At 74.0% G+C, this 25,993-nt stretch carries 26 protein-coding genes; 22 read left to right on the top strand and 4 right to left on the bottom strand.

Annotated features, from left to right (window positions below; translation table 11 throughout):
- Positions 1-107: 107 nt before the first annotated feature.
- Positions 108-1,832 carry a sulfatase-like hydrolase/transferase gene (locus E1289_RS24935; RefSeq protein ID WP_131984210.1) on the bottom strand — a complete coding sequence of 575 codons (1,725 nt, stop codon included), beginning with the start codon at positions 1,830-1,832 and terminating at the stop codon, positions 108-110.
- A gap of 254 nt (positions 1,833-2,086) precedes the next feature.
- On the opposite strand from E1289_RS24935, the gene E1289_RS24930 reads away from it, so the two are divergent.
- The 16 genes from E1289_RS24930 to E1289_RS24855 all read left to right on the top strand — a co-directional run bounded on the left by E1289_RS24930 (position 2,087) and on the right by E1289_RS24855 (position 19,736).
- Complete coding sequence (locus E1289_RS24930; protein ID WP_131984208.1) at positions 2,087-2,680, top strand: dihydrofolate reductase family protein; 594 nt, start codon at positions 2,087-2,089, stop codon at positions 2,678-2,680.
- A gap of 184 nt (positions 2,681-2,864) precedes the next feature.
- Positions 2,865-3,218: a metalloregulator ArsR/SmtB family transcription factor gene (locus E1289_RS24925; protein ID WP_131984206.1), complete on the top strand. Its 354-nt coding sequence runs from the start codon at positions 2,865-2,867 to the stop codon at positions 3,216-3,218.
- Between the two features lie 125 nt (positions 3,219-3,343).
- Positions 3,344-3,829 carry an NADH-quinone oxidoreductase subunit NuoB gene (nuoB, locus tag E1289_RS24920; protein WP_243713119.1) on the top strand — a complete coding sequence of 162 codons (486 nt, stop codon included), beginning with the start codon at positions 3,344-3,346 and terminating at the stop codon, positions 3,827-3,829.
- Positions 3,826-5,880, top strand: coding sequence for a proton-conducting transporter membrane subunit (locus E1289_RS24915; RefSeq protein ID WP_131984202.1), 2,055 nt, complete (start codon positions 3,826-3,828; stop codon positions 5,878-5,880). Before nuoB ends, E1289_RS24915 begins: the two co-directional genes overlap by 4 nt.
- Complete coding sequence (locus E1289_RS24910) at positions 5,877-6,827, top strand: respiratory chain complex I subunit 1 family protein (protein ID WP_131984200.1); 951 nt, start codon at positions 5,877-5,879, stop codon at positions 6,825-6,827. Before E1289_RS24915 ends, E1289_RS24910 begins: the two co-directional genes overlap by 4 nt.
- Positions 6,824-7,483, top strand: coding sequence for a hypothetical protein (locus tag E1289_RS24905; RefSeq protein ID WP_131984198.1), 660 nt, complete (start codon positions 6,824-6,826; stop codon positions 7,481-7,483). The genes E1289_RS24910 and E1289_RS24905 overlap by 4 nt, the downstream gene beginning before the upstream one ends.
- On the top strand, positions 7,483-9,012 hold the full coding sequence (locus E1289_RS24900) for a proton-conducting transporter membrane subunit (protein ID WP_131984196.1): 1,530 nt from the start codon (positions 7,483-7,485) through the stop codon (positions 9,010-9,012). The genes E1289_RS24905 and E1289_RS24900 overlap by 1 nt, the downstream gene beginning before the upstream one ends.
- The gene (locus E1289_RS24895) at positions 9,009-10,502 is read left to right on the top strand and encodes an NADH-quinone oxidoreductase subunit C (RefSeq protein ID WP_131984194.1); all 1,494 of its coding nucleotides are present in this window, start codon (positions 9,009-9,011) and stop codon (positions 10,500-10,502) included. Before E1289_RS24900 ends, E1289_RS24895 begins: the two co-directional genes overlap by 4 nt.
- A 119-nt stretch (positions 10,503-10,621) precedes the next feature.
- Complete coding sequence (locus E1289_RS24890) at positions 10,622-11,728, top strand: DegT/DnrJ/EryC1/StrS family aminotransferase (protein ID WP_131984192.1); 1,107 nt, start codon at positions 10,622-10,624, stop codon at positions 11,726-11,728.
- The gene (locus tag E1289_RS24885; RefSeq protein ID WP_131984190.1) at positions 11,725-12,771 is read left to right on the top strand and encodes a Gfo/Idh/MocA family oxidoreductase; all 1,047 of its coding nucleotides are present in this window, start codon (positions 11,725-11,727) and stop codon (positions 12,769-12,771) included. Before E1289_RS24890 ends, E1289_RS24885 begins: the two co-directional genes overlap by 4 nt.
- A gap of 135 nt (positions 12,772-12,906) precedes the next feature.
- Complete coding sequence (locus E1289_RS24880) at positions 12,907-14,223, top strand: nucleotide sugar dehydrogenase (RefSeq protein ID WP_131984188.1); 1,317 nt, start codon at positions 12,907-12,909, stop codon at positions 14,221-14,223.
- Positions 14,224-14,337: 114 nt separating this feature from the next.
- The gene (locus E1289_RS24875) at positions 14,338-15,960 is read left to right on the top strand and encodes a glycosyltransferase family 4 protein (protein ID WP_207929129.1); all 1,623 of its coding nucleotides are present in this window, start codon (positions 14,338-14,340) and stop codon (positions 15,958-15,960) included.
- The gene (locus E1289_RS24870; RefSeq protein WP_207929128.1) at positions 15,957-17,222 is read left to right on the top strand and encodes a glycosyltransferase; all 1,266 of its coding nucleotides are present in this window, start codon (positions 15,957-15,959) and stop codon (positions 17,220-17,222) included. Before E1289_RS24875 ends, E1289_RS24870 begins: the two co-directional genes overlap by 4 nt.
- Complete coding sequence (locus E1289_RS24865; RefSeq protein WP_131984186.1) at positions 17,219-17,773, top strand: hypothetical protein; 555 nt, start codon at positions 17,219-17,221, stop codon at positions 17,771-17,773. Before E1289_RS24870 ends, E1289_RS24865 begins: the two co-directional genes overlap by 4 nt.
- Complete coding sequence (locus E1289_RS24860) at positions 17,770-19,158, top strand: glycosyltransferase (RefSeq protein ID WP_207929127.1); 1,389 nt, start codon at positions 17,770-17,772, stop codon at positions 19,156-19,158. Before E1289_RS24865 ends, E1289_RS24860 begins: the two co-directional genes overlap by 4 nt.
- Entirely contained in the window at positions 19,155-19,736 is a 582-nt protein-coding gene (locus tag E1289_RS24855) for a hypothetical protein (RefSeq protein ID WP_131984184.1), read from the top strand. Before E1289_RS24860 ends, E1289_RS24855 begins: the two co-directional genes overlap by 4 nt.
- A gap of 5 nt (positions 19,737-19,741) precedes the next feature.
- Here the strand turns inward: E1289_RS24855 and E1289_RS24850 are convergent, their stop codons facing one another.
- On the bottom strand, positions 19,742-20,362 hold the full coding sequence (locus tag E1289_RS24850) for an acyltransferase (protein WP_131984182.1): 621 nt from the start codon (positions 20,360-20,362) through the stop codon (positions 19,742-19,744).
- Positions 20,363-20,666: 304 nt separating this feature from the next.
- On the opposite strand from E1289_RS24850, the gene E1289_RS24845 reads away from it, so the two are divergent.
- The 3 genes from E1289_RS24845 to E1289_RS24835 are packed head-to-tail and all read left to right on the top strand — an operon-like array spanning position 20,667 to position 23,085.
- Positions 20,667-21,575: a MurR/RpiR family transcriptional regulator gene (locus E1289_RS24845; protein WP_131984179.1), complete on the top strand. Its 909-nt coding sequence runs from the start codon at positions 20,667-20,669 to the stop codon at positions 21,573-21,575.
- Positions 21,575-22,438, top strand: a complete 864-nt coding sequence (locus tag E1289_RS24840) for a metallophosphoesterase (protein ID WP_131984177.1) — start codon at positions 21,575-21,577, stop codon at positions 22,436-22,438. Before E1289_RS24845 ends, E1289_RS24840 begins: the two co-directional genes overlap by 1 nt.
- The gene (locus E1289_RS24835) at positions 22,435-23,085 is read left to right on the top strand and encodes an HAD hydrolase-like protein (RefSeq protein WP_131984175.1); all 651 of its coding nucleotides are present in this window, start codon (positions 22,435-22,437) and stop codon (positions 23,083-23,085) included. Before E1289_RS24840 ends, E1289_RS24835 begins: the two co-directional genes overlap by 4 nt.
- A gap of 41 nt (positions 23,086-23,126) precedes the next feature.
- Here the strand turns inward: E1289_RS24835 and E1289_RS24830 are convergent, their stop codons facing one another.
- Positions 23,127-23,447 carry a metalloregulator ArsR/SmtB family transcription factor gene (locus E1289_RS24830; RefSeq protein WP_131984173.1) on the bottom strand — a complete coding sequence of 107 codons (321 nt, stop codon included), beginning with the start codon at positions 23,445-23,447 and terminating at the stop codon, positions 23,127-23,129.
- Between the two features lie 182 nt (positions 23,448-23,629).
- Between E1289_RS24830 and E1289_RS24825 the strand changes: the two genes are divergently transcribed.
- A complete protein-coding gene (locus E1289_RS24825; protein ID WP_207929126.1) occupies positions 23,630-24,331 on the top strand; it encodes an NAD(P)-binding domain-containing protein in 702 nt (233 codons plus the stop codon).
- Positions 24,328-24,795, top strand: coding sequence for a RidA family protein (locus tag E1289_RS24820; protein ID WP_131984169.1), 468 nt, complete (start codon positions 24,328-24,330; stop codon positions 24,793-24,795). Before E1289_RS24825 ends, E1289_RS24820 begins: the two co-directional genes overlap by 4 nt.
- Before the next feature lie 55 nt (positions 24,796-24,850).
- On the opposite strand, the gene E1289_RS24815 is transcribed toward E1289_RS24820, so the two are convergent.
- Positions 24,851-25,453: a TetR/AcrR family transcriptional regulator gene (locus E1289_RS24815; RefSeq protein ID WP_131984167.1), complete on the bottom strand. Its 603-nt coding sequence runs from the start codon at positions 25,451-25,453 to the stop codon at positions 24,851-24,853.
- 72 nt (positions 25,454-25,525) lie between these two features.
- Between E1289_RS24815 and E1289_RS24810 the strand changes: the two genes are divergently transcribed.
- Positions 25,526-25,993 (top strand): maleylpyruvate isomerase family mycothiol-dependent enzyme (locus E1289_RS24810; RefSeq protein WP_131984165.1); only part of this gene is annotated, 468 nt, incomplete at its 3' end.

Raw genomic sequence — 25,993 nt, 5'->3', positions numbered from 1 at the left:
GGGTACGGCATGCTGAGCCTTCCACAGGAGTTGGCGGGGGGTGGGTCGGGCACCTGCGGATTCTGATCATCGTGGACCATTCCCGGGATGCGATCCCGCCAATCAGGTCAGCCGCCGAAAGCCGTGAGAAATCTGTCGCGGAACGCGTGCATCGGCCAGACCGGGCCGTTCTTCGCGGGCTTGAGGCCGTCCTGCCAGCCCCACCCGGAGATCTTCGCCAGGACCGCCTCGTCCTTGGCGACCACCGTGATCGGCACGTCCCGGCTCGCGCCCTGGCCCGCGAGGACCGGGGACGGCTGGTGGTCGCCGAGGAAGACGAGCACGGTGTCGTCGTCGCCGTAGGTCTCCATGTAGGAGATGAGCGTGTTCAGCGTGTACTCGACGGACTTGCGGTACTCACCGCGGATCTTGTCGGGCGGCGGCCACGGCGCGTCGTCACCCTTGCCCATGCCCTGGAAGACCGAGCCGTCGCCGACCTGGTCCCAAGGGACCTGGCGGGGTATCGCGGCCCACGGCGCGTGGCTCGACACCAGGGACGCCTCCGCCATCACGGGGGCGCGGTCGTCGCCCGCGAGCTCGTTGCGCTGGAGGACCGACAGCGTGTACTGGTCGGGCATCGTGGCGAACGCGAAGCGCGGCCCCCGGTAGCCGATGTTGCGGCTGTCGTACACCTTGTCGTAGCCGAAGAACCCGCCCTCCGGCCAGGTCCGGGTGATGGCCGGCATGAGCGCGACCGTCCGGGAGCCGGCCCGCTGGAACGCGTGGTTGAGGGTGAAGCGGTCGCTGTTGACGAGGGTCCGGTAGCGCTGCTCGTTGTCGACCCAGAGGCCCGACAGCAGGGTGGCGTGCGCCAGCCAGCTCCCGCCGCCGGTGGTGGGGGAGGTGAGCCAGCCGCTGCGCGCCGCGAACCCGGCGTCGTCCAGGCGCCGCGTGCCCGCGTCCAGGAGGCCGCCGACCTGCGCCGCGTACTCGGGGTGCTCCAGCGCCGAGCGCCCGTAGCTCTCCACGAAGGCCAGGACGACGTCCTTGCCGCGCAGCCCCGTCAGCAACCGGTCGGGGGGCGTGTCGCGGAACGCGTCGACGGCGGCGGCCTTGGCGAACTCCTCCCCGTCGTTCAGGCTGGACCGAACCTGCATCGTGTGGTCATAGGCGAGGACGGCGGTGCTCCTGGACGCGACCGGCAGCCCGTCGGTCGCCTGGACGCCCAGCGCCGCGCACAGGACCCACACGGCGCCGAGCACGGCGGCGGTGCGCGCGGTCGTCCTGCGGTGCCGGACGGCCACGCGGCCCAGCCGCAGCGCCGACAGCGACATGAGCACGGCCACGGCGACGGCCAGCACCACCGCGAGGACCAGCACGCCGATCGCTCCCGTCCGGCCGGACGACCTCTCGACGAACTCGAGGCCGGGACCGAGCAGCGGCCAGTCGAGGACGAGGTCGAACGGCCGGAACATCACGGCCTCGAAGCCGATGTCCATGACCTTCAGGATGAACAGCAGCCCCAGCAGGGCGCCCGCCGCCCCGGCGACGTACCGCCGCGCCCTCGCCGGCACGACGAGGATCAGGGCGGCGCCGGCGATCCCCTCCACCGGGATCCGCGCGAACGCGCCCGGGGTCAGGAGGGTGGACTCGACCGGCGCGACGAGCGCCGCCAGCACGAACAGGAAGGCGGCGACGGTGCCCGCCCGGCCCGCGGTCCGGCGCCACCCCGGCCCGCCCCGCGGACCCCGGCCGCCCGGCTTCCGGGCGGCATCCTGCGCGGGCTCGCCGGCGTGCCCGTCGCCGGCGGCCTCGTCGTTCACCCGCTCCATGCGGCTATCGGTGGTCAGCACGTCCTCCCCTGGTCCGGTCCCCCGCCGCAGACGCGACACCTACAGCACGCGGACCGGGCGGAGTCCGGTTCAACGATTCCAGGTTTCCCCCCGTGGCCGCCATCACCCTACGCGGGGCGGTGCGGGAGGTTCAGCGGCCGGCCGGTGCCGGGGTGGGGAGGACCTCCCTTCTTCGCGGGGGTATGTCGAGAACGCGCCGGCCGCTCCGACCATCTGGTGAGCGGTGCCGGAGGGGCGCCGCGGGAGGAGTCGACATGAGCAAGGTGACCTGCGACATCGGGATGTCCGTCGACGGATACGTCGCCGGACCGGACCAGCGGCTGGACCAGCCGCTCGGCGAGAACGGCGAACGGCTGCACCGGTGGATGTTCGAGGAGGCCGACGCCCACGCCGACGTCATCGAGGCCATCACCGCGGCCGGGGCGTTCGTCATGGGCCGCAACATGTTCGCTTCGGGACGCGGCGAGTGGGACCTGGAGTGGAAGGGCTGGTGGGGCGAGGAGCCGCCCTACCACGCACCGGTCTTCGTCCTGACCCACCACCCGCGCGAGCCGGTCCCGATGAAGGGCGGCACGACGTTCAACTTCGTCACCGGCGGCATCGAGTCCGCGCTGGAGCATGCGAGGGAGGCGGCGGGCGGCCAGGAGGTCGCGATCTGCGGCGGAGCGCAGACGGTGAACCAGTACCTGGCGGCGGGCCTGATCGATGAGCTGCGCCTGCACATCGCCCCGATCGTGCTCGGCGCGGGGGAGCGGCTCTTCACCGGCGTCGGCGACCTCCGGCTGGAACCGGCCGCCGTGTCGGGCACCGGCATGGTCACCCACGTGACCTACCGGATCCCCCGGTAGCCCGGCCCGATCAGGCCCCGTCCCGGCTGGGCGCCCGGCCGGAGCGGGGCCTCCGCCCGGCGAGGAGTTGCTAGCATTAGCAATTGCCATATTTGCTAACCGACCGCCTATCCAGCAGAAACGCCGCCGGGTGGACCCAGTATCACCGGCCGGCCGCTGCGGAGACCCCGAGGGGCCGCCTGCCGTGAGCACGCCGCTGTACCAGCTCAAGGCCGAGTTCTTCAAGACGCTCGGGCACCCCGCCCGGATCCGCGTGCTGGAGCTGCTGAGCGAGCGCGACCACGCGGTCGCCGAGATGCTCCCGGAGGTCGGGATCGAGCCGGCCCACCTGTCCCAGCAGCTCGCCGTGCTGCGCCGGGCCGGGCTGGTCGTCTCCCGAAAGGAGGGGGTGACGGTCATCTACTCGCTGACCAGCCCCCAGGTGGCCGACCTCCTCGCGGTCGCGCGGTCGATCCTCACCGGGGTGCTCACGGGGCAGGCGGAACTCCTGGACGACCTGCGCGCCGACCGCCCGAAGGGCGAACACCGGGCCCGGTAGCGCGGACGGCGCGCGCCGGTCCCGTTCATTGCACACCTCAACGATTGCTAATATTGGCAATTGCGCAGGATGCGAAGGTTTCGCCGCCGCGCCGCCCTGTCCGCCATCGCATGTCGGGGAACCCGGTGAGAGAGCTGCTCCGCAAGATCATCAGGACCGGGCGGGTCGCCGAGGACCCGCCCGCGCGCCCCGGAGGCGCCGTCCCCGAGGCCGCGGCCGAGCTGCGGGGGTCGGTCCAGATCCGGCACGTGGACGCCGGGTCCTGCAACGGCTGCGAGGTCGAGATCGCCTCGGCGTTCGGGCCCGTCCACGACGCCGAGCGGTACGGGGCGCGGCTGGTCGCGTCGCCACGGCACGCCGACGCGCTGCTGGTGACCGGGCCGGTGACCCGCAACATGCGGGTGGCGCTCCGGCGCACCCATGAGGCGGTGCCGGCGCCGAAGGTCGTGGTCGCGCTCGGCGACTGCGCCCGCGGCTGCGGCGTGTTCGCCGGCGCGTACGGGGTGGCGGGCGCGGTGGACGACGTCGTGCCGGTCGACACCGAGGTGCCGGGCTGCCCGCCGGAGCCGGAGGCGATCGTCGCGGCGCTGCGCGGGCTCACCGGCCGATGACGAACCTGACCGGTGCCGCCTTCGGCGCGGCCCTGGCCCTCGGGCTGCTCGCCGCCGCCGGTGCCGCGCTCCCGCGCCGGGTCCGCCCGGCCGCCGTGGGCGGGGCGACGGCCGCCGCGGGTGCCGCCGCCGTCGCCGCCGGCCTCTCCGCGATGGCGGGCCGCCCGTGGTCGGCGTGGCTGCCGGACCTGCTGCCCCTGGCCGGTGTGCGCCTGACGGTCGATCCCCTGGGCGGGCTGTTCATCGCCGTCACCGGCGCGGTCGCGGTGTGCGCCGCCGTGTACGCGACCGGCTACAGCCGCCCGGGACGGGACGGCGCCGACGCCGGGCACGGCCTGGACGGCCGGGCCGTGCAGGCCATGCTGCCGCTGTTCGTGCTGGCGATGCTCCTGGTTCCCGCGGCGGCGAGCGTGACCACGTTCCTGCTCGCCTGGGAGCTCATGGCGATCACGTCGCTGCTGCTGGTCGTCGCCGAGCACCGGCGGCGCGCGTCGGTGGGGGAGGCCGGGCTCTGGTACGCGGTCATGACCCACCTGGGACTGGTGACGATCCTCGCGGGCCTCGCCGGATTCGCCGCCGCGTCCCACGGCGAGTCGTTCGACCGGCTGCGGGAGGCCGCGGGCGGCCTCCCCCCGGCCGTCCGGAGCGCCGTGTTCGTGGCGACGCTGGCCGGGTTCGCCTCCAAGGCGGGCATCGTGCCGCTGCACGTCTGGCTGCCCCGCGCCCACCCCGAGGCGCCCAGCCACGTGTCCGCGCTGATGAGCGCGGCGATGGTGAACATGGGCGTGTACGGGATCGTCCGGGTGGGACTGGACCTGCTCGGCGGCGGGCCGTCCTGGTGGTGGCTGCTCGTCCTCGCGGCCGGTGCCGTGTCGGCCCTGTACGGAATCCTGCAGGCGGTGGTGGCCACCGACCTGAAGCGGCTGCTGGCCTACTCGACCTGCGAGAACATGGGCCTGGTCCTGATCGGCGTGGGCGCGGCGGGCCTGCTGTCGGTCTCGGGCGCCCGCACCATGGCGGCGCTCGCGCTGACCGCGGCGATGCTGCACGTCGTCAACCACGCGGGGTTCAAGACGCTGCTGTTCCTCGCCGCCGGCTCGGTCCTGCGCGCGACCGGGACCCGGGACCTGGACGCCCTCGGCGGCCTGCGCTCGCCGATGCCGGCCACGACCGCGCTGTTCGGCGTCGGGGCGCTGATGGCCTCGGCGTTGCCGCCGGGCAGCGCGTTCGTCAGCGAGTGGCTGCTGCTGCAGAGTCTCGTCCACGCGCTCCCCGACAGCGGCACGGTCGCCGCCGTCACCATGCCGGTCGCGGTCGCGGTGGTGGCGCTGTCCGCGGGCCTGGCGATCGCCGCCTTCACCAAGGCCTTCGGCGTCGGGTTCCTGGCGCGGCCCCGCGGCGCGGGCGCCGAGCGGGCGCGCGAGAGCCCACCGGCGATGATCGCCGGGATGGCCCTGGCCGCCGTGGGCTGCGTCGCCGCCGCGCTGGCGCCGGGGCTGGTCGCCGGCGGGCTGTCCCGCGCCGTCGGCGTCGCGGCGGCGGTGGCCGGGCCGGGCGCCGACCCCGTCACCGGCCCCGTCGTTCTCCGGCCGGCCGGGATGCCGAGCACCATGTCCCCGCTCCTGATCACCGTCGCGCTGCTGGTGGCGGCCGTCGTGCTGACCGGGGTGCTCCGGGCGGCCGCGGCCGGCCGGGCCCGCCGCCGGGCCCGGCCGTGGGACTGCGGCGCCGGGCCCGCCTCCGCGCGGATGGAGTACACCGCCACCTCCTTCGCCGAGCCGCTGGTGCGGGTCTTCGACGACGTCCTCGCGCCCGAGACCGACCTGGACGTCACCCCGGTCGAGGAGTCGGCGTACCTGATCGACAGCGTCCGCTACCGGACCGGGGTGGCCGACCGGATCGAGCACCGGCTGTACCGGCCGGTGCTGGCGGCGGCACGCTGGACCGGACACGCCGCCCGCCCGCTCGCGAACGGCAGCGTGCACCGCTACGTCGGCTACGGCTTCTACGCCTTCACCGCGATGCTGATCTTCCTGGCGGTGACCCGATGAGCGCCGCGGGAACCGTCGGCGCGGTCGCCCAGGTCCTGCTGGTGGCGGCGGGCGCGCCGCTGCTGGTGGGGGTGATGCGGCAGGTCCGGGCCCGGCTGGAGGGACGCGCCGGGGCCGGGGTCGCCCAGCCGTGGCGCGACCTGCGCAAGCTGCTGCGCAAGGAGCCGATCGCCCCGCACGGCACCGGCGTGCTGTTCCGCGCGGCGCCGCTGGTGCTGGCGGGCACCGCGCTGGTGGCCGCCGGGGTGGTCCCGCTCGTCACCACCGCCTCGCCGCTGGACGGCATCGCGGACCTGTTCGCGGTGATCGCGCTGCTGGCGCTCGGCACGGTGTTCCTCGCGCTCGCCGGCCTGGACACCGCCACCGCGTTCGGCGGCATGGGCGCCAGCCGCGAGATGGTCGTGCTGGCGCTGGTGGAGCCGACGATCCTGCTGTCGGTGTTCGCGCTGTCGGCGCGGGTCGGCTCCACGAACCTCGGTGAGATCGTCAGCACCACGCTCCACGACCCGCAGCTGGTGGCGTCCCCGGTGAGCCTGCTCGCGGCGGTCGCGCTGGCCATCGTCACGATCGCCGAGACCGGCCGCATCCCGGTGGACAACCCGTCCACCCACCTGGAGCTGACGATGATCCACGAGGCGATGGTGCTGGAGTACGCCGGGCCGGACCTCGCCCTCGTCGAATGGGCGTCGGCGATGCGGCTCACGGTGCTGCTCGGCCTGTTCGCCAACCTCTTCGCGCCCTGGGGCATCGCCGGGACGTCGATGCTCATGCTCCCGGTCGCGCTGCTGGCGTTCGGCGCCAAGGTCGTCGTCCTGGGCGGCGCCCTGGCCGCCGGCGAGGTGTTCATGGCCAAACTGCGGATGTTCCGCGTACCCGAGCTGCTGGCGGGATCGTTCCTGATGGCGCTGCTCGCCGTCGCCGCCTCCTTCTTCCTGGCGGCGCCATGAGCGGCGGCCTCTACGTCCACGCCCTCGACCTGGCCTGCGGCGCCCTGCTGCTGGCGGGCGTCCTCGCGCTGTGGCGGCGCGACCTGGCGGCGATCGTCCGGCTGTTCGCCGTCCAGGGCGCGGCCCTCGCCGCCCTCGTCGCCGTCCTCGGCCTGCACGAGGGCCACGCGGCGACGCTCGCGCTGGCCGCCGGGATACTGGTCCTGCGCGCCGCCGTGCTGCCGCTGATGCTGCGCCGGGCGATGCTCGCCGGCGGGGCGTTCCGGGAGACCGAGCCGCTGGTGAACGTGGCCTCGTCGCTGGTCGCCGCCGCGCTGCTGGCGCTGCTGTCCTTCGCCGTGGCGCGCCCGGTGGTGGAGCTGGCGCCGTCCCCGGCCACCCGCGCCGTCCCGGTGGCGCTCACGGTCGTCCTGCTCGGGTTCTTCGTGCTGGTCACCCGGCGCCGCGCGCTCTCCCAGGTGGCGGGGTTCCTGATGATGGACAACGGCATCACGGCCGTCGCGTTCCTGACCACCACCGGCGTGCCGTTCATCGTGGAGCTCGGGATGTCGCTGGACGTGCTGCTGGCGGTGCTGGTGCTCCAGGTCCTCACGGCCCGCATCCGCGACGTGTTCGGCGACAGCGACCTGGACGACCTGCGGGAGCTGCACGACTGATGATGACGACGATCCTGCTGACCGCCCCGGTCGCCGTGCCGGTGCTGGCCGCCGGCGGGTACGCCGCGCTCGGGTGGCGGCGCGGCACCGCGTGGCTCGCCCCGGCCGCCGCGGCCGGCGTGCTGGCCGCGGCGGTCTGCCTGGCCTTCCTGGCGGTCGGCCGGCCGCGCACCGGCCTCGGCGGGCTGCTGCGCGCCGACGCCCTCACCGCCCTGATGCTGATCGTGATCGGTGCGGTGGCGCTCCTGGCGATGCTCGCGAGCCCCTCCTACCTGGCCGCCGAGCGGGCGGCGGGCCGCGCCACCCCCGCCGACGCGCGCCGGTACGGGCTCCTGACGCAGGGGTTCATCGCCTCGATGGCGCTGGCCGTGCTGGCGTCCAGCCTCGGTGTCCTGTGGGTCGCGGTGGAGGCGACCACGATCGTCACCGCGTTCCTCGTCGGGCACCGCCGCACCCGCAACGCCGTCGAGGCCGCGTGGAAGTACGTGGTGATCTGCTCGGCCGGGATCGCGCTGGCGCTGCTCGGCATCGTCCTGCTGCACTTCGCCGCCCGGCACGCGCAGGTCCCGTCGTCCGGTGCGCTCGACTGGGCCCGGCTGTCGGCGCACGCCGCGTCCCTCGACCCGGACGTGACCCGCATCGCCGTGGCGCTGCTGATCCTCGGGTTCGGCGCCAAGGCCGGGCTCGCCCCGCTGCACGCCTGGCTGCCGGACGCGCACGGCCAGGCCCCCGCCCCGGTGTCCGCGCTGATGTCGGGCGTCCTGCTCTCGGTGGCGCTGTACGCCGTCCTGCGCGTGAAGGTGATCGCCGACGTCGCGCTCGGCACCGGCTTCGCCCGGACGCTGCTCCTCATCGTCGCCCTGGCCTCCGTGGCGCTGGCGGCCGCGCTGCTGCTCGGCCAGCGGGACCTCAAGCGGATGCTCGCCTACTCCAGCATCGAGCACATGGGCCTCCTCGCCCTCGGCACCGCGATCGGGACGCGGCTCGCCATGGGCGCGGTGCTGCTGCACATCCTCGGCCACGGCCTGGCCAAGGCCGTCTCGTTCCTGGCCGCCGGCCGCGTCCACCAGGCCCTGGGCACCAGCCGCATCGACGCCGTGCGGGCCCTGGGCGGCCGGGCACCGGTGCTCTCCTTCTTCCTGGGCGCCGGGCTGCTGGCCCTGCTGGGATTCCCGCCGTTCACCCTGTTCGCCACCGAGGTCGCCATGGTGCGGGCCGGGTTCTCCACCGGACTCGGCTGGGCCGTGACGGCCGCGCTCGTGCTGACGCTGGTCGTCATGGCCGCCGTCTCCGCCCGGATGGCCGGAATGCTGCTGGGCTCGCGCCCGGACGCGCCCGGCGCCGCCGCGCTCCCCGCGACCGGGCCCGCCGGCACCGGGCCCGCCGGCACCGGGCTCCGGCCACCGCGCGCGCTCACCGCCGCGATGGGCGCGGGCCTCGCCGCCTGCGCGCTGATCGGCGTGGCCGCCTGGCCGCTCCGCCCCCTCCTCGACGCCGCCACCGAGATCGTTACGGGGGTCTCCGGATGACTTCGGACGAACGTCGCACGACCGACATCGACGCCGGTGCGCTGCCCGAGCGGGCCGCCGCGCTCCTGGACCGCGGCGACCGGCTCGCGCTCGCCGCCGCCCACCACGACCCCGACGCGCTGCGCGTCGTGTACCTCTTCACCGGGGCGTCCCCGGACCGGCGCACCGAGCTGCAGGTCCGGCTCGACCCCGGCCGGCCCGCCCTGCCGAGCCTGGCCGGGCTCAGCTTCCCCGCCGGGCGGTTCGAACGCGAGATGCGCGACCTGTACGGGATCGTCCCCGAGGACCATCCGCTGCCGCGCCGCCTCGTCCGGCACCACCACTGGCCCCGCGGCTGGTACCCGATGCGCGCCGACGCCGGGCCGCCGCCGGAGTTCGGCGACCCCGAGGGCCCCTACCCGTTCGTCACCGTCGAGGGCCCCGGCGTGTACGAGATCCCGGTCGGGCCCGTCCACGCGGGCATGATCGGCCCCGGCCACTTCCGGTTCTCCGTCGTCGGGGAGAGCATCCTCAAGCTCAAGGCGCGGCTGTGGTTCGTGCACCGCGGCCTGGAGAAGCTCTTCCACGGCCGCGTCCCCGGCGACGCGCTGCCGATCGCCGAACGCGTCAGCGGCGACACCACCGTCGGCCACGCCCTCGCGTTCTGCATGGCGGTCGAGGAAGCCGCCGGAATCGAGGTCTCCCCGGGCGCCCGGCGGATGCGGGCGATGCTCCTGGAGCTCGAACGCCTCTACAACCACGTCACCGACCTCGGCGCGCTGTGCAACGACGTCGGACACTCCATCCTGAACTCCCAGTTCGGCCGCATCCGCGAAAGCCTCCTGCGCCTCAACGCCGAGGTCACCGGGCACCGCCTCCTCCGCGGCGGCGTGGTGCTGGGCGGCGCCGCCCTGCGGACCATCCCCGCGCCCGCGCGGCTGACCGCCATCGCCGAGGACGCCGCCGAGCTCGCCCGCCTGGCCCTCTCCCACACCGTGGTCGCCGACCGCTTCACCGGCACCGCCGTACTGCCCGCCCAGGCCGCCCGCGACCTCGGAACCCTCGGCTACGTCGCCCGCGCGAGCGGCCTCGGCACCGACGCCCGCCGCGACCACCCGTTCACCGACCTCCGCCCCTCCCTGCGCGTCGTCACCGGCACCACCGGCGACGTCCTGGCCCGCTTCCAGGTCCGCGCCGAGGAGATCGCCGTCTCCGCCGCGCTCATCGGGGACCTGGCCTACGGCATGTCCCCGGGCGTGGTCACCTACTGGCCGCCGCTGGCCCCGCCCGCCGGCCCCGTCTCCGGCGTCGGCATCGTCGAGGGCTGGCGCGGCACGATCGTCCACCGGGTCGAACTGGCACCCGACGGCACCCTCACCCGCACCAAGATCGTCGACCCGTCCTTCTTCAACTGGCCGGCCCTCCCGATCGCCCTGACCGGCGTGATCGTCCCCGACTTCCCCCTGGTCAACAAGAGCTTCAACCTCTCCTACGCCGGCAACGACCTGTAGGACGCTCCGGGGCCGCCGTCCGAGGCCGAGCCGATGACGCGATGATTAACTCCGACACAGAGGGTATGCCGTCGCCTACGTTCGGTGATCGCGTCGACGTGGTGCATAGGAGTCTGCTCATGCCCGTGGAAGCCGAGGAGCCGATCCCTGCGGCGAGTCCGGTGATCGGCGATGCGGAGGTCGAGGCGGCGGTTCGCGTGCTGCGCGGCGGACGGGTCGTGCAGGGGCCGGAGGTCGCGGCGTTCGAGGAGGAGTTCGCCGGGCTGGTCGCCGGGCGGCACTGCGTCGCGGTCAACTCGGGGACGTCCGCGCTGCATCTGGCGCTGCTGGCGCTGGGCGTCGGCCCGGGGGACGAGGTGATCGTGCCGTCGTTCACGTTCGCGGCCACCGCCAACGCCGTGCGGCTGGTGGGGGCCAGCCCCGTGTTCGCCGACATCGAGGCGGATTCGTTCTGCCTCGATCCGGACGCCGCCGCGGCGGCGGTCGGGCCGCGTACGGCGGCGATCATGCCCGTCCATCTGTACGGGCACCCGGCGGCGATGGACCGGCTCGTCCCGCTCGCCGGGAGGCACGGTCTCGCGGTCGTGGAGGACGCGGCGCAGGCGCACGCCGCCGCGCTGCACGGCACTCCGGTGGGCGCTCTGGGCACGGCCGGCTGCTTCAGCTTCTACCCGACCAAGAACATGCACGCCCTGGAGGGCGGCATGGTCACCACCGCGGACGCGCGGACGGCGCGGACGTTGCGGCTGCTGCGCAACCAGGGCATGGAGCAGCGGTACGCGAACGAGGTCGTCGGCCTGAACGCCCGGCTGACGGACGTGGCCGCGGCCGTCGGGCGCGAGCAGTTGAAGCGGCTCGCGGACTGGACGGAGCGGCGGCGCGCCAACGCCGCGTTCCTGAACGCGAAGATCACCGGTGCGGTGCCGCCGCCGGTCGCGGCCGGTGCGCGGCACGTCTACCACCAGTACACGGTCCGGGTCCGCGGCCGGGACGGGGTGCGGCGGCATCTGGACGAGCGGTGCGTGGGCAGTGCCGTCTACTATCCGACGCCCGTTCACCGGCTCGCGCCCTTCCTGCGGGACGGGCGGCCGGATCCGCGCTGGGACCTGCCCGAGACCGATCGCGCGGCGGCGGAGGTGCTGTCGCTGCCGGTGCATCCCGGCCTCACCGGGGAGGAGCTGATCCGGGTGGCGGACGCGGTGAACGAGGCCGGAGGGGTTCTGTGACCGCGCTGCGGGCGGGCCTGGTCGGGCTGGGGGCGATGGGCCGCAACCATGCCCGGGTGCTGTCCGCGCTGGACGGCGTGGAGCTGGCCGGGGTCATGGACCCGGCGGGGCGGCCGGAGATCGCCCCGTACGGGGCGCCACTGGTGGGCTCACTGGAGGAGCTGCTCGCGCTCGGCATCGACTACGCGGTGGTGGCCTGCCCGACGGCGTTGCACGAGGAGGTCGGGCTTCGGCTGGCCGAGGCCGGAGTGGCCGCGCTGATCGAGAAGCCGCTGGCGGACTCGGTGGCGGCGGCGGAGCGGCTGACGGCGGCGTTCGAGTCGCGGGGCCTGGTCGCGGGCGTCGGGCACATCGAGCGGTACAACCCGGCGTTGCAGAGCCTGCGGGCCCGGCTGGAGGCGGGCGAGCTGGGCGAGGTCTTCCAGGTGGTCACGCGCCGGCAGGGACCGTTCCCGCACCGGATCGCCGACGTCGGGGTCGTCAAGGATCTCGCCACCCACGACATCGACCTGACCGCGTGGGTCACCGGCCAGGACTACGTGTCGATCTCCGCGCACACGGTGGCGCGCAGCGGGCGCCCGCACGAGGACATGGTCGCCGCCGTCGGCCGTCTCACGGACGACTCGATGGTGAGCCATCTGGTGAACTGGCTGAGCCCGCTCAAGGAGCGCACCACCGTCGTCACCGGGGAGCGCGGCTGCTGCGTGGCGGACACCCTCACCGCCGACCTGACGTTCTACGCGAACGGCGAGGTCGGCACCCAGTGGGAGGCGCTGCGGACGTTCGTCGGCGTCTCGCAGGGCGACATGATCCGCTACGCGATCCCGAAGCCGGAGCCGCTGCTGACCGAGCACGAGCGGTTCAGGGACGCCGTCCGCGCGGGCACCGGAGCGCCGGGCGGCGTCGCGGGCGTTCCCGCCGGGGACATCGTGTCGCTGCGGGAGGGGCTGCGCACCGTGCAGGTTTCGGTGGCCGTACTGGAGTCGGCGAAGCTCGGCGGGACGGTCTCGCTGCAGGACGGGGAGGTGCTGGGTGTCGGCTGAACCCGCGAACCGTCCGGCCCGCCGCCGGCGGCCGTGCGGAGGAGCGCCGCCGGTGATCGAGACGTGCCCGTTCCATCCCGTCCGCGCCACGGCATCGCCGCGTCCGGCGCGGGGCGGCATCGGGGGTGGGCGGTGATGCGGATCTGCGTGGTCGCGCTCGGCAAGATCGGTCTCCCGCTGGCGGTGCAGTTCGCGCGCCGCGGGCACCGGGTGGTGGGCGCCGACGTGGACGAGCGGGTCGTCGCCGACGTCAACGCGGGCCGCGAGCCGTTCCCCGGTGAGGACGGCCTGGGCCGCGGCCTCGCCGCGATGGTCGCCGACGGGAGGTTGGCGGCGACAACGGACACGGCGGCGGCCGTCGCGGGGTCCGAGGCGGTCGTCGTGGTCGTGCCGCTGTTCGTCGACGCGGCGGGCGTCCCCGATTTCGGCGGGATGGACGCCGCGACGCGGTCGATCGCGGCGGGGCTGCGCCCCGGGACGCTCGTCAGTTACGAGACCACGCTTCCCGTCGGCACCACCAGGAACCGCTGGATGCCGATGCTCGCCGACGGATCGGGGCTGACCGCCGGTGACGGCTTCCACCTGGTGTTCAGCCCCGAGCGGGTGCTGACCGGCCGGGTCTTCGCCGACCTGCGCCGCTATCCCAAGCTCGTGGGCGGTGTCGACGAGGCGTCCGCACGGCGCGGCGTCGCGTTCTATGAGCAGGTCCTCGATTTCGACGAGCGTCCGGACCTGGGACGTGCCAACGGGGTGTGGGACCTCGGCTCGGCGGAGGCGGCCGAGCTGGCCAAGCTCGCCGAGACGACCTACCGCGACGTCAACATCGGCCTCGCCAACCAGTTCGCGCGCCACGCCGACGCCATCGGGGTGGACGTCACCAAGGTGATCGAGGCGTGCAACACGCAGCCGTACAGCCATATCCACCGGCCCGGTATCGCGGTCGGCGGTCACTGCATCCCGGTATATCCGCGTATGTACCTGTGGAACGATCCGGACGCGACCATCGTCCGCGCTGCGCGGGACGCCAACGAGGCGATGCCCGAGTACGCGGTCGGCCTCCTCACCGGCGCCTACGGCGACCTCACGGGCGCACCGGTGCTGGTCCTCGGCGCGGCGTACCGGGGCGGCGTCAAGGAGACCGCCTTCTCCGGCGTCTTTCCGACAGTCGAGGTGCTGCGCGCACATGGAGCCGTCCCGTACGTCTCCGACCCGATGTACACCGCCGAAGAACTCGAGTCACTCGGCCTGCCTCCGCACCGGGGCGAACCGGTCGCCGCCGCGATCGTTCAGGCCGACCACGCCGAGTACCGCGACCTCGGCGCCGCGGACCTGCCCGGCGTCAAGGCGCTGGTGGACGGACGCCGCGTCACCGACCCGGCCGGCTGGAGGGGCGTCAACCGCGTCGTCATCGGCGCCCCGGAAGGGGAGGGTGATGCCCGGACGTCCTGCTGAGCGGGGCTCGCCCCCCCCTGATCGACTCGGGTCGGCCGGCCGCAGCGCCGTGGCCGGCCACGCATTCCACGTCCGGGACCGGATGGTCTCGGCCGACCCCGGCTGGAGGGTCGCATGCCGACCGAAGACAAGCTGACCGAAGAGGAGCCGGAACCCGTTGCGTCGCGCGGCCGCATCGTCATGCTCGTCGACAACGACGTCGTGGGCGACTCCCGGGTGCAGAAGGCGGCGGCGTCCTCCGCCGCCGCCGGCTGGGAGGTCCACCTCCTCGGCTGCGTCCTGAGCAGGAGGGGCCGCTCCTGGATGCTGGGCGGTGCCCGGGTGCGTCTCCTTCCGCTGCGGCACACGCTCCGCCGGAACAGGCACAGCGTCGTGCGCGCCACGCTGCGCCGTCCGCTCGCGTACGCGCACCCGAGCGTGGCGAACTACCGGCGCCGGCTCGTCCAGTCCCGGCGGGCCGACCTCGCCGCGAGCAGGATCACGCCCGGGGGCGGCCCGGTGCGTGGGGCGTGGCTGCTGACGCGGCGGGTCTCGGCGAGGCTCCAGGCCCGCTGGGTCGCGGTGCGCGTGCACCAGACGGAGTCGCTCACGGCGGCCCGCAACGACCCGCGCTCGCCCCTGGAGCGGTGCGCGATCAGGTTCTGGCAGGCGCTCCTCGGCGACCGCGCCTGGCGTGTCCTCGACCGCAACCTGTGGGACTGGGACGGCGCGTACCGGCGCGTCATCGACGAACTCGAGCCCGACATCATTCACGCCAACGACTTCCGGATGCTCGGGGTCGGGGCGCGCGCCGCGCGGCGGGCGCACGCCAGGGGGCTGCAGACGAAACTCGTGTGGGACGTGCATGAATTCCTGCCGGGCATCAAGCCTTGGGGCGGCGCCCAGCCGGGCTGGCTGCCCGCCATGTGCGCGTACGAGCGCGAGTACGCGGGCGCGGCCGACGCGGTGGTGACCGTCTCGGACGTCCTCGCCGACCGGCTCGTCGAGCGCCACGGCCTGCGGCACCGGCCGACCGTCGTGCTCAACGCCCCGCTCACCGGGGGCGATGCGGGCCGCACCGAACCCGTCCCGGACCTGCGGGAGCTGTGCGGGGTCGGCCCGGACGCGCAGATCGCCGTCTACAGCGGCAGGGCCTGCGTGCAGCGCGGCCTGGACGTCATGATCGAGGCGCTTCCGCGGCTGCCAGGGCTGCACGTCGCCCTGGTCGTCTCCACTGCCCGGTCCGAGTACCTGCGCGGGCTGCGCGGCCGCGCGGTGGAGCTCGACGTCGCCGACCGGGTCCACATGCTGCCGTACGTGCCGTTCGACCAGGTCGTCCCCTTCCTGGCGGCGGCCGACATCGGCGTCATCCCGATCCACCGCTGGCCCAACCACGAGATCGCGCTGATCACGAAGTTCTTCGAGTACTCGCACGCGCGGCTGCCGATCGTCGTCAGCGACGTGGAGGCGATGGGCGGCATGGTGAAGGCCACCGGGCAGGGCGAGGTCTTCCACGCCGAGGACCTCGACGACTATGTGCGGGCGGTCGAGGCGGTGCGGGGCGACCCGCAGCGCTACCGCGCCGTGTACGACGACCGGCCCGGCCTGCTGCACGAGTGGTCGTGGGAGGTGCAGGCCGAGGTCCTGGACGGCGTCTACAGCGGGCTGCTGCCCGCCGCCGCGAGGACGGCGCCTCCGGCGACGCCCGCTCCGCCGATGTCCGGCGGAGACCTCATCGGCGCCCAGGGGGAGGGGTGACGCTGAACCGCGCGGCCGGCAGGGACGTGGCCGTCGTCGCGCCCTGGTATCCCAACCCGCTGCAGGAGTGGGCCGGGGCGTTCGTCCAGGCGATGGTCGAGGCGACGGCGCCGGGCTGTGACGCGGTCACCGTCTACCACACCGAAGCGTGGTGGCTGCGGCCTGGGCCGGAGTACGCGGCGGCGTGCGCGGCCCACCGGCGGCTCCTGCCGGTCGCGCTGCGCGACGCGCCGACGGTCGCGGGCGCCCGGCTGGTGCGCGTCCCGGTGCCGGCGGTCCCGGGCCGCACCTTCGCGGAACTCGCCCGGGAGCACGCGTCGTGGCTACGTGAAGCGCTGGGCGGCGAGCCGATCCCGGCGCGGGTCGTGCACGCGCATGTGGGGCTGCGCGGGGGATGGACGGCGCTGGAGAACGCCCGCCCGGACGCCCGCGTGTTCGTCACCGAGCACGCCTCCTACCTCGACAAGGTCCTCGCGCAGCCGGACTCGCGGGACATGTACGAGCGGGTCCTGGACCGCTGCACCGGCTTCTTCGCGGTGACGGACGTGCTGCGGGACCGGCTCGCCGAAGCCTTCCCGGCGCTCGCCCACAAGATCGAGGTGATCTCCAACCCGGTCTCCTTCGGGTCGCCGCGGCCGCGTCCCGTCACCGAGCTCCGCCGCTGGCTGTACGTCGGCACGCTCGTCGAGCGCAAGGGCGTCGACCTGCTGCTGGAAGCGTTCGCCGAATGCCGCGCCGAAGACCCCGGGCTGACACTGTCCATGGCCGGGTCGGGCGAGCTGGCCGGACGGCTCGCGGAGCGGGCCGCCGAACTCGGTGTCGACGGCGCGGTGTCGTTCCTCGGCGCGGTCGCCCCGGGCGAGGCCACGCGGCTCATGCGGGAGCACGATCTCCTCGTGCACGCGGCCCGGTGGGAGACCTTCGGCGTGACGATCGTCGAGGCGGTCGCGGCCGGCCTGCCGGTGCTCGTCACGCGCTGCGGCGGCCCCGAGCGGACGCTGGCCGGAATCGAGAGCGCCGCGGGGGAGATGATCGACGTCGCGGAGAGCGCGGCGTCGGTCGTCGCGGGTTATCGCCGGTTGCGCGGCCGCTTCCCGGACGGCCTCGACCTGGCGAAGGCCCGCGAGGTCCTGGACGGGCGCTTCGGGTATCGCGTGGTCGCCGAAGTCCACCACCGGTACTGGTTCCCCGAGGCCGCCGCCATCGGCGCGGACGTCGGCGTGAACGACGACATGGCCACCGGCGGGGGGAACGGCTCGTGAACGTCCTTTTCGTGGCCCTCGGCGCCTCCCGCCGGCCCGCGGTGATCCGGGAATCCGCGCGGGTCGTCGCCGAGCGCGGCGACGCGGCCGTGCTCATCCGCGATGCGTCGGCGTGGACGGGGGACCCGCTCCCCGCCGGTGTCGACGCCATCGAGCTGCCCGCGCTCGAACGTCGCTACCGTCCCGCCGCGGTACGGATTCTGCTGTACCGGATTCCGCGGCTGCTGCTGCACGTGTGCCTCCCCGGACCGCTCCGCGGGGTCGGCGACCGCATCGATGCCGGCTACCGGCGGCGCGTCGCCGGCCGCGTCGAGAGCCGGCTGGCCCGCCGCTACCGGCGCGACCGCGCCGCGGTCCGCCGGCGGGTGATCGGCCGGGAGCTGCGCACGCGGTCCGTCGACCTCGTCGTCGTCGCGGACCCGCAGTCGCTGGTGACCGTGTCCGAGCTGGCGGATGTGATCGCCGACGCCGGAGCGCGGCCCGCCTACTCCATCGCCTCCGTTGCCGGCGATCGGCCGCCGGCCGGACACGCCCGAGGACGACTCCGATGACCGAGCACCGCCCGCGCCTGCTGTACCTCGCCTTCTACTTTCCGCCGTCCCGCGCCAGCGGGGTGTTCCGCCCCCGGGCGGCCGCCAACCGGCTGGCCGAGCTGGGCTGGGACGTCACGGTCTTCGCGGCGCCGCTGCCGTTCCTGTACGGGACGCTCGGCTCGGTCGACGACAAGCTGATGGAGACGATCGACCCGCGGATCACCGTGGTGCGGCCCAAGCTGAACCGCTTCGCATGGCAGACGGACCTGCGCGAGTACAGCGCGTTCCGGGGGACGTTCCCGCAACTCGCCCAGTCGCTGTACACGTGGGGGCAGAATCACGTGTTCCCCGAGCACTACGCGTCCTGGGCGCGTGCCGCCGTCCGGCGGGCGGTGCGGATGCACGCGCGGCGCAGGTTCGACGTGGTCCTCGCGACGGGGAACCCGTTCGCCTCGTTCGCCGCCGCGTGGCTGTTCCACAAGCTGACCCGCACCCCCTACGTCCTCGATTACCGGGACTCGTGGACTCTCGACCAGTTCAGCGAGGAGCCGAGGTTCGAGGACGGGCACCCCGCCTGGCGCTGGGAGCGCCGGGTGCTGGAGTCCGCGGCGAACTCCCTGTTCGTCAACGACGCCCAGCGGTCCTGGCACGCCCATCGCTACCCGCGGGCGGCGGGCCGCATGATGACGGTCCTGAACGGATGGGACGCCGACACCCTCCCCGGGACCACCGAGCCCCCGCCGGCCGCCCGTGCGGAGACGGGCGAGCACGCGCCCCGGTTCTCCTTCGTCGGCACGATCACCGACAAGCAGCCCATCGAGGAGCTGGTCGAGGGGTTCGCCCGTGCCCGCGCGCACTCCGACATGGTGCGTGCCGAACTCGACATCTACGGATACTTCGGGTTCTTCAAGGGCGCCGAGACCGTGCTCCGGCAGCGTTTCGCCGCCGGAACCGCCGCCGGAACCGCCGCCGGGGACGGCGATGGGCGGGTGCTCGCCCCCGGGGTGCTCTACCGCGGGGCGGTGTCGAAGACCGACCTCGGCGACGTCTACCGGGACTCCGACGTCCTGGTGTTCCTGAACGGCGGTGGCCGCTACGTCACGTCCGGGAAGATCTTCGAGTACATGGCGGCGGGCCGTCCCATCGTGTCGGTCCACTCGCCCGGGTCGGCGGCCGAGGAACTGCTGCGCGGCTATCCGCTGTGGTTCGACCCCGGAGGGCTCGATCCGGCGGACATCGCCGTCTCGATGGTCGAGGCCGCGAAGGCGGCGGCCGGCCTGACCGGGCGGCAGGTGGCGGAGGCCCGCGCCTACGCGGACCGCTTCGAACGGAACGGCACGCTGGAGCCGCTGGTGCGGGGGCTGACCGAACTGGCCGCCCGTGGCCGCCGGGAGACGGCATGAACGGTGCGCAGGCCCCGCGGGTGCTGGTCGTGGCGATGGATCCCGGCCTGACCATGGACCCCAGGCCGAACGTGAAGCCCGTCCGCCAGTACCGGCGGATCATCGGGCTGGCGGGTCACTTCGCGGCGGAGGAGGGGGCGCGGGTCGATCTGCTGACCGCCGAATCGGACGGCTGGGACGACCTGGACGAGCGGGTGCGCCTGCACCGGCTCGACCACGCCGAGGCCAGGCATCCGCTGCTGTGGCTGGAACACACGCTGGTCTTCAGGATGCCGCGGATCGTCGTACGGCCGGTCGCGCGGCGCGGACGGCGGGGCGCACGGCTGGATCGCGCGCGGACCACGGCCTCGCGCCGCGTCCACCGCCGGCTCTTCGTACCGTTCTACCGGCACGTCCGGCCGCTCCTGCTGGCCCGTATCGCGCGGCGGCGCGTCCTGCGCGACATCGACCCGACCGGGCTCGCCCGGGTCATCGTGATGGACCGCACGTCGGTCCCGTTCGCCCGGTGGCTGGCCCGCCGGAATCCCCGGCTCATCGTGACGACGCGGCAGGACAGGAGCCTCGACGCCAAACCCTGACCGGCTCATTGCTCCGCGGCCATGACCGTCGCTCCGGAGCCGTCGGCGGCAGACGACGCGAGGTAGTGCTCGCCGGTCTCCGGGCACTCCCACGTCCCCGGCTCACCCGGCCGTTCCGCCAGCCGGGCCCCGGCGCGGCCGACCCAGCCGATCCGCCGGGCGGGAACGCCCGCGACCAGCCCGAAGTCGGGGACGTCGCGGGTCACGACCGCCCCGGCCGCGACCATCGCCCAGCGCCCGATGCGCACCGGCGCGACGCACACGCTGCGCGCGCCGAGCGAGGCGCCCTCGGCGACGTGCACCCCGACGGCCTCCCAGTCGGCGGTCCGCTTCAGCGTCCCGTCCGGGGTCACCGAGCGGGGCGCACGGTCGTTGGTGAGGACGACCGCGGGCCCGACGAACACGCCGTCCTCCAGCACGGCCGGCTCGTAGACGAGCGCGTGGTTCTGCAGCTTGACGTTGTCGCCGATCCGCACGCCCGTGCCCACGTACGCGCCGCGCCCCACGATGCAGCCCGCGCCGAGCCGCGCGCCCTCGCGGACCTGGGCGAGGCCCCACACGGTCGTTCCGGCGCCGAGTTCCGCGGACGGGTCGACCTCGGCGTTCGGCAGGATGCGGTGGCTCATCGGCGTTCCTCCGTGGAAACCGGCCCCCCGGGACCCGGCACAGCACAGGACGCGGCGGAGCGGCGACGTGGGTGGGCAGTGTGCTGCGGTCGAGCGGCGTGCGAGCGGCGCGGCACCAGCGACGCCGTCACCGGACCGAGCATGCCCTACCCCTCCGCCGGCCGCACGCCGACGCGCCAGGCCCGGTGTGGTTCCTGACCTGGGGAGACGGTAGAGCGAGACCGGGAAATCCACGCAACAGCCCTGGATGGAATTTCCTTCCACAGCTATGCTTGCTCTGGAACTCACATCCAGGAGGGCATCAATGAAGTCCACATCCCCGCCGTCCCCGCCGTCCGCGCCGTCTTCCGGTGAGGACGGGGCCGGCGAGCATTCCGGGATCCTGGCTCAGATCCGGGCGGCGCGGCCCGCCTACGTCCGCGGGGACCGCCGGGTCGCGGACGCGGTCCTCGCCGACCCGGAGGCGGTGATCCACCTGACCGTGAGCGACCTCGCGGAGGAGGCGGGCACCGCGGCGTCCACGGTCGTGCGGTTCTGCCAGCGGCTCGGGCTGCGCGGGTTCCATGCGCTGAAACTGGCCATCGCCCGGGAGCTCGGCAGCGGGAACGCGCTCATCGAGTCGCGGGTCGAGACGGGCGACCGGCCCATCGACGTCCTCGGCAAGATCATTACTTCGGACGCCGAGGCGCTCCGGGACATCGGCTCCACCATCGACGCGGAGCAACTGGACAGGGCGGTCGACGCGCTCCACCTGGCCGAGCGGATCCTGCTCGTGGGGGTCGGCACGTCGGCTCCGCTGGCCCAGGACTTCGCCTACCGCCTGATGACCATAGGACTCCACGCCGACGCGCCCGCGGACGCCCACGTGCAGCACGTGGCCGCGCGGCTGCTCGGCCCGTCCGACGCCTGCCTGGCCGTCAGCCACACGGGGTCGACGCGGGAGACCGTGTCGGCGATGGAGGCGGCGCAGGGCGTGCGGGCGGCGACGATCGCGCTGACCAGCTTCGCGCGCTCGCCCCTGACCGCCGTCGCGGACACCGTCCTGGTGGCGGGCAGCCGGGAGACCTCGTTCCGGATCGAGGCCATGACCAGCCGCATCGCCCACCTCTCCCTGCTGGACGCGTTGTTCGTGTCGCTGGTCCTGCGCCGCCCGGCGGCGGCGTCGGCCGCCCGTGAACTCACCGGCGGTGTCCTGGCGGAGCACCGGTTCTGATGGCCGCCCTGCGCCTGGCCGTCATCACCGACAGCCACCTGTGCCCGCCGGCGACACCACCCGGCTTCTGGAACCACGAGCTGCCGCTACCGGAGTCGTGGACGCTGTGGGACGAGGCGATGCGCGTCATCGCGGACTCGGCCGTGGACGCGATCGTCCTTCTCGGGGACGTCACCAATTTCGCGGAGCCGGACGTCATGGTGCGCGCCCTGCGGAGGCTCACGGACTTCGGCAAGCCGGTGATGGCGGTGGCGGGCAACCACGACGTCGCCCCGCACGAGAACGCCCTTTCGCAGGCCGCGCGAACGCTGGGGCATCCGCTGCTCGCGGTCCCGCCCTTCGCCCGCGCCGTGCACGGGTTCACGTTCGCGGGCGTTCCGATCGCGGCCACCGGCACCGGGTATCGCGTCGACGACGCGGACTGCTCCGTCCCGGACGGCCTTCCGTCGGGCGCCCCGCTGATTCTGCTGAGTCACTTCCCGCTCATCGACCGCCGTGCGGCCATCCTCGACCAGGGCCTCAGGTTCCCTGGAGGGCTCGATGGCGCGGTCCAGGTCACCGAAGCCCTCCGGAAACGGCGCGCCCCCTCCGTCGTCCTGCACGGGCACCTGCATTGGCAGGACGCGACGCAGGACGGCCGGGTGCTGCAACTGGGAATGCCCGCACTGATCGAATGGCCGCACGCCGTAAGCGTCGTGACGATGTACGACGACGGCCCCGGGCTGCGGATCGAACGGCGTACCAGACGAGTCGCCGCCCCTTCCGGAACGGCTGCCGGCCGCTTCTCCCTGAACGATGACCGCTGGACCGTCCGTGAAGGGCGGTGGATCTCCGCCTCCCTGGAGGGAGACGGCCCCATATGAGGCCGACGAACGGCGCGGAGCGCCCCGGTGTGCTCGCCTTCGACTGGAACGGCACCCTTGTCGACGACGCCGGGCGGGCTCACCGCGCCACCAACCGCGTCCTCCGCGAACACGGTCTGGCGCCCCTTACCGAGCCGGAGTTCCGGACGGCCTTCACCCTGCCGATGCGACGGTTCTTCATCGGCCTGGGAGTCGCCGAACGGCGGTCGGACGCGGCGGAGAAGCGGTGGAACGAGGAGATGGCGGCCGAGACGGCGCCGCTGAGCACGGGAGCGTCCGAGATCCTCAGAGCCGCCGCGGCCCTCGGCGTCCGCGTCGTCGTCGTGAGCGCGGCGGCGTCCCACTCGGTACTGCGGGACGCCCGCCGGCTCGGCGTCGACCACCTCCTGGCGGACGTCGTCGGATCGGCGGGGGACAAGGCGTCCGCGCTGTCCCGGCTCGCGTCCGGCGCCCCGGGCCCGGTGATCTATGTGGGCGACTCCGAGTACGACATGGCTGCGGCGCTGGCGTCCGGCGCCTACCCGGTGGGGTTCGGGCGCGGCTACCGGCCGGCGGCGGCCCTCGCCGAGGCCGGCGCGGAGGTCGTCGTGTGGAACCTGGCGGCACTCACCGTCTTCCTCACCTGGACTCGGCCACCCGGTCGGTGAGGCTCGCCGTCCACATCGCCTGTGACTCCGGGGCCGCCGTGTCAGAGTTCCCTGGCCAGGATCTCGGTGAAGTCGCGGATCGCCGATTCGTCGCGCTTGTAGTACTGCCAGGCGCCGACCTTCTTCCGGGTGACGAGGCCGGCCTGGTGCAGGACCTTCAGGTGGGCCGAGACGGTCGGCTGGGACATGCCGGCGCGCTCCTGGATGACCGACACGCACACCCCCTCGACGTCGAAGTCGCCGACCGCCTGGTGGCCGAAGTTCGCGGCGGGGTCCTTGAGCCAGCGCAGGATGTCCAGCCTCGCCCGGTTGGAGAGGGCGCGCAGCACCTCGATGTCGACCCCCTGCACCACCTCGCTCATGCCGGCCAGCGTAGCCGCCGCGACGGCGGCGCCCGCGGTCCCGCGTCACAGGACCGCCGGATTACATAGAGGTATTGGAATTTAGCTATATAGCTATGTAATGTGGGTCCGGCCGGTCCGCGGAGATGCCGCGGGCCGGCCGCCACCGTCCGGCAAGCGGACACGACAGAAGGGAACCGGCAGTGAAGATCGGCATTCTCGGCACGGGACGGATGGGGGTGCGGCTCGCGGCGATGTACGCCCGTGCCGGGCACGACGTGGTCCTCGGCTCCCGTGACGCCGCGCGCGCCCGCGGGATCGCCTCCGGCCTCGACCTCCCGGGTCTCACCGCCGGCGACTACGACCAGGCACTCGACGCACCCGTCGTGCTGCCGGCCATCTTCCTGCGGGACGGCCTGCTGACGCTGCTCGAACCGCTGCGCGCGACGCTGGCCGGCAAGATCCTCATCGACATCACCAACCCGTTCAACGCCGACTACAGCGACTTCATCACCCCCTGGGACACCAGCGGCGCCGAGCGGATCGCCGAAGCCCTCCCGGACACCCGCGTCGTCGGCGCCTTCAAGAACGTGTGGTGGGAGGTCTTCGACGCGCCGGACTTCGGCGGCCTCGTCAGCGACGTCTACGTCGTCTCCGACGACGAGGAGGCCAAGCGGCGGGTCATCGGCCTCGGTGCGGGGACCCCGTTCCGCTACGTCGACGCCGGCCGGCTCGCCAACGCCCGCACCGTCGAGCGCATGACGCTGCTGAGCGGTGAGCTCGGAACCCGGCTCGGCTACTTCCCCCGCATGAACTACACGCTGCTCGGGGAGAGGTGGCGCCCCGGCCAGGCCGACGACACCGTCGGCGCGCTCATCGCCAGGCCCGGCGGTGCGGCCGGATGAGCGCCCCGGCCGCACGACTGCGGGCCGCTGGACTGCACCTGCCCGAGCCGCCCCGCCCGCTCGGCGCCTACGTTCCTTCCGCAGCCGCCTCCGGCCTGCTGTTCCTCAGCGGAATGCTGCCCCTGCACGACGGGGCGCCGCTGGTGACGGGACGCCTCGGAGCGGAACTCGACACGGCGAGCGGCCGGGACGCCGCACGGGCGGCGGCCCTCAACGCCCTCGCCGTGATCGACGCCGGAACCGGCCTGGAGCGGGTCGCCCGCGTGGTGAGGCTGGCCGTCCACATCGCCTGTGACCCCGGCTTCCGGGACCATGCGGCGGTGGCCGACGGAGCCTCGGAGGTCTTCGACACCGCCTTCGCGCCCACCCGCCACAGCCGGCTCGTCTTCGGCTCGGTCGCGCTCCCCGGCGGGATGCCGCTCGAACTCGACATCATCCTGGAGTCGCGCGACGAGCCCTCCTGATCCGGCCGCACGCCGGGGACGGGCATCGCACGGGCGCCCGTCCCCGGCTCGGGGCTCATGCGGGCAGTCCGGCCGCGTGACGCATGGCGGCCCGCGCACGAGCCGGCGCCTCCGCGTCGTTGAGCAGTTGGATCTCCTGATTGGCGGCCATGGACAGGCCGATCAGGGTCATGGCGACCTCCTCGGCAGGGCGGTGCGGGCCCGGCAGGGCGGCCTGGGCGGCGGCGACCGCCGCGGTCAGCCCCCGGCGCTGGGACGCGACGATCTCACGCAGCCGGTCGCGCAGCGGCCCCGGGCGCCCGTCGAGTTCCGACGAGGCGGCCGTGACGAAGCAGCCGCCGGGAAACGGGCAGTCGGCCAGGTAGTCCACCCATCCGTCGATCAGCCGTTCCAGCCGTTCCGGGCCGGGCGGCAGACCCTCCAGCGGTTCGGTGACCGCGGCGTCGAAGACCCGGCACGCCTGTTCGAGCGCGGCCATCAGCAGCCCGTCCCGCGAGCCGAACGGACCGACCAGGCCCGCCTTGCTCATGTCGAGCCGCCGCGCGAGCGTCCCCACGGTCAGCCCCTCCAGGCCGAGCCGGGAGGCGTCCCGCACCGCGGTCCGCACGATCCGCTCGCGCGTCCTGGCCGCTTCGGCCGCAGAGTGACGAGGAGACATGGCCCCATGATAGCGAACGCATGTACGCTATTTTGGCGTACGACCGTTCGCCTAACGAAGGTGGGACCCGACATGAGCGATCTGCTCCGGCTCGACGCCACGGCACTGGCCCTGATCGGCCACGACGTCGCCGTGATCCCCGACGCCGCGATGGCGGACCCGACGCCCTGCGACGGGTGGACGATCACCGATCTGCTGCACCACATGAACGAGCGTCACGAGGCCATCGCCCGGACGGAGCTACCGCCTTTCGAGGCGGACGGCGACCCCCGGGACGATTTCGCGCGCATCGCCGCGCGCTGCCTGGCCGTCCTCGAACGGGCCGGCGAGACCGTGCTCCTGCCGTGGCTGGGGCAGGTGCCGACCGAACTGGTGCTGGGCGTCCACGCCGTCGACATGCTGGTCCACCGCTGGGACCTGGCGCGTGCACTCGGCACCGCACCCGCGGTTCCGCCCCGCCTAACCGAGATCGCGCTGCCCCTGGCCCGGGCCAACACCGCACCCGGCAGCCCCCTCAACGCCCCCGGCGGTGTCTACGCC

Origin of the sequence: Actinomadura sp. 6K520, from assembly GCF_004349245.1 — a bacterium.
Lineage (GTDB): Bacteria > Actinomycetota > Actinomycetes > Streptosporangiales > Streptosporangiaceae > Spirillospora.
The sequence above is the reverse complement of the archived record's forward strand: the minus strand, read 5'-3'. Positions and strand labels throughout refer to the sequence as shown.

Excerpts from the sequence above, each read along its gene's own strand:
- E1289_RS24880 (WP_131984188.1), top strand. The coding sequence starts at position 12,907 with ATGCGGATCTGCGTGGTCGCGCTCGGCAAGATCGGTCTCCCGCTGGCG.
- E1289_RS24845 (WP_131984179.1), top strand. The coding sequence starts at position 20,667 with ATGAAGTCCACATCCCCGCCGTCCCCGCCGTCCGCGCCGTCTTCCGGT.
- E1289_RS24895 (WP_131984194.1), top strand. The coding sequence starts at position 9,009 with ATGACTTCGGACGAACGTCGCACGACCGACATCGACGCCGGTGCGCTG.
- E1289_RS24915 (WP_131984202.1), top strand. The coding sequence starts at position 3,826 with ATGACGAACCTGACCGGTGCCGCCTTCGGCGCGGCCCTGGCCCTCGGG.
- E1289_RS24815 (WP_131984167.1), bottom strand. The coding sequence starts at position 25,453 with ATGTCTCCTCGTCACTCTGCGGCCGAAGCGGCCAGGACGCGCGAGCGG.
- E1289_RS24830 (WP_131984173.1), bottom strand. The coding sequence starts at position 23,447 with ATGAGCGAGGTGGTGCAGGGGGTCGACATCGAGGTGCTGCGCGCCCTC.
- E1289_RS24850 (WP_131984182.1), bottom strand. The coding sequence starts at position 20,362 with ATGAGCCACCGCATCCTGCCGAACGCCGAGGTCGACCCGTCCGCGGAA.
- E1289_RS24835 (WP_131984175.1), top strand. The coding sequence starts at position 22,435 with ATGAGGCCGACGAACGGCGCGGAGCGCCCCGGTGTGCTCGCCTTCGAC.
- E1289_RS24855 (WP_131984184.1), top strand. The coding sequence starts at position 19,155 with ATGAACGGTGCGCAGGCCCCGCGGGTGCTGGTCGTGGCGATGGATCCC.
- E1289_RS24905 (WP_131984198.1), top strand. The coding sequence starts at position 6,824 with ATGAGCGGCGGCCTCTACGTCCACGCCCTCGACCTGGCCTGCGGCGCC.
- E1289_RS24875 (WP_207929129.1), top strand. The coding sequence starts at position 14,338 with ATGCCGACCGAAGACAAGCTGACCGAAGAGGAGCCGGAACCCGTTGCG.
- E1289_RS24910 (WP_131984200.1), top strand. The coding sequence starts at position 5,877 with ATGAGCGCCGCGGGAACCGTCGGCGCGGTCGCCCAGGTCCTGCTGGTG.
- E1289_RS24930 (WP_131984208.1), top strand. The coding sequence starts at position 2,087 with ATGAGCAAGGTGACCTGCGACATCGGGATGTCCGTCGACGGATACGTC.
- E1289_RS24900 (WP_131984196.1), top strand. The coding sequence starts at position 7,483 with ATGATGACGACGATCCTGCTGACCGCCCCGGTCGCCGTGCCGGTGCTG.
- E1289_RS24840 (WP_131984177.1), top strand. The coding sequence starts at position 21,575 with ATGGCCGCCCTGCGCCTGGCCGTCATCACCGACAGCCACCTGTGCCCG.
- E1289_RS24860 (WP_207929127.1), top strand. The coding sequence starts at position 17,770 with ATGACCGAGCACCGCCCGCGCCTGCTGTACCTCGCCTTCTACTTTCCG.
- E1289_RS24820 (WP_131984169.1), top strand. The coding sequence starts at position 24,328 with ATGAGCGCCCCGGCCGCACGACTGCGGGCCGCTGGACTGCACCTGCCC.
- E1289_RS24890 (WP_131984192.1), top strand. The coding sequence starts at position 10,622 with ATGCCCGTGGAAGCCGAGGAGCCGATCCCTGCGGCGAGTCCGGTGATC.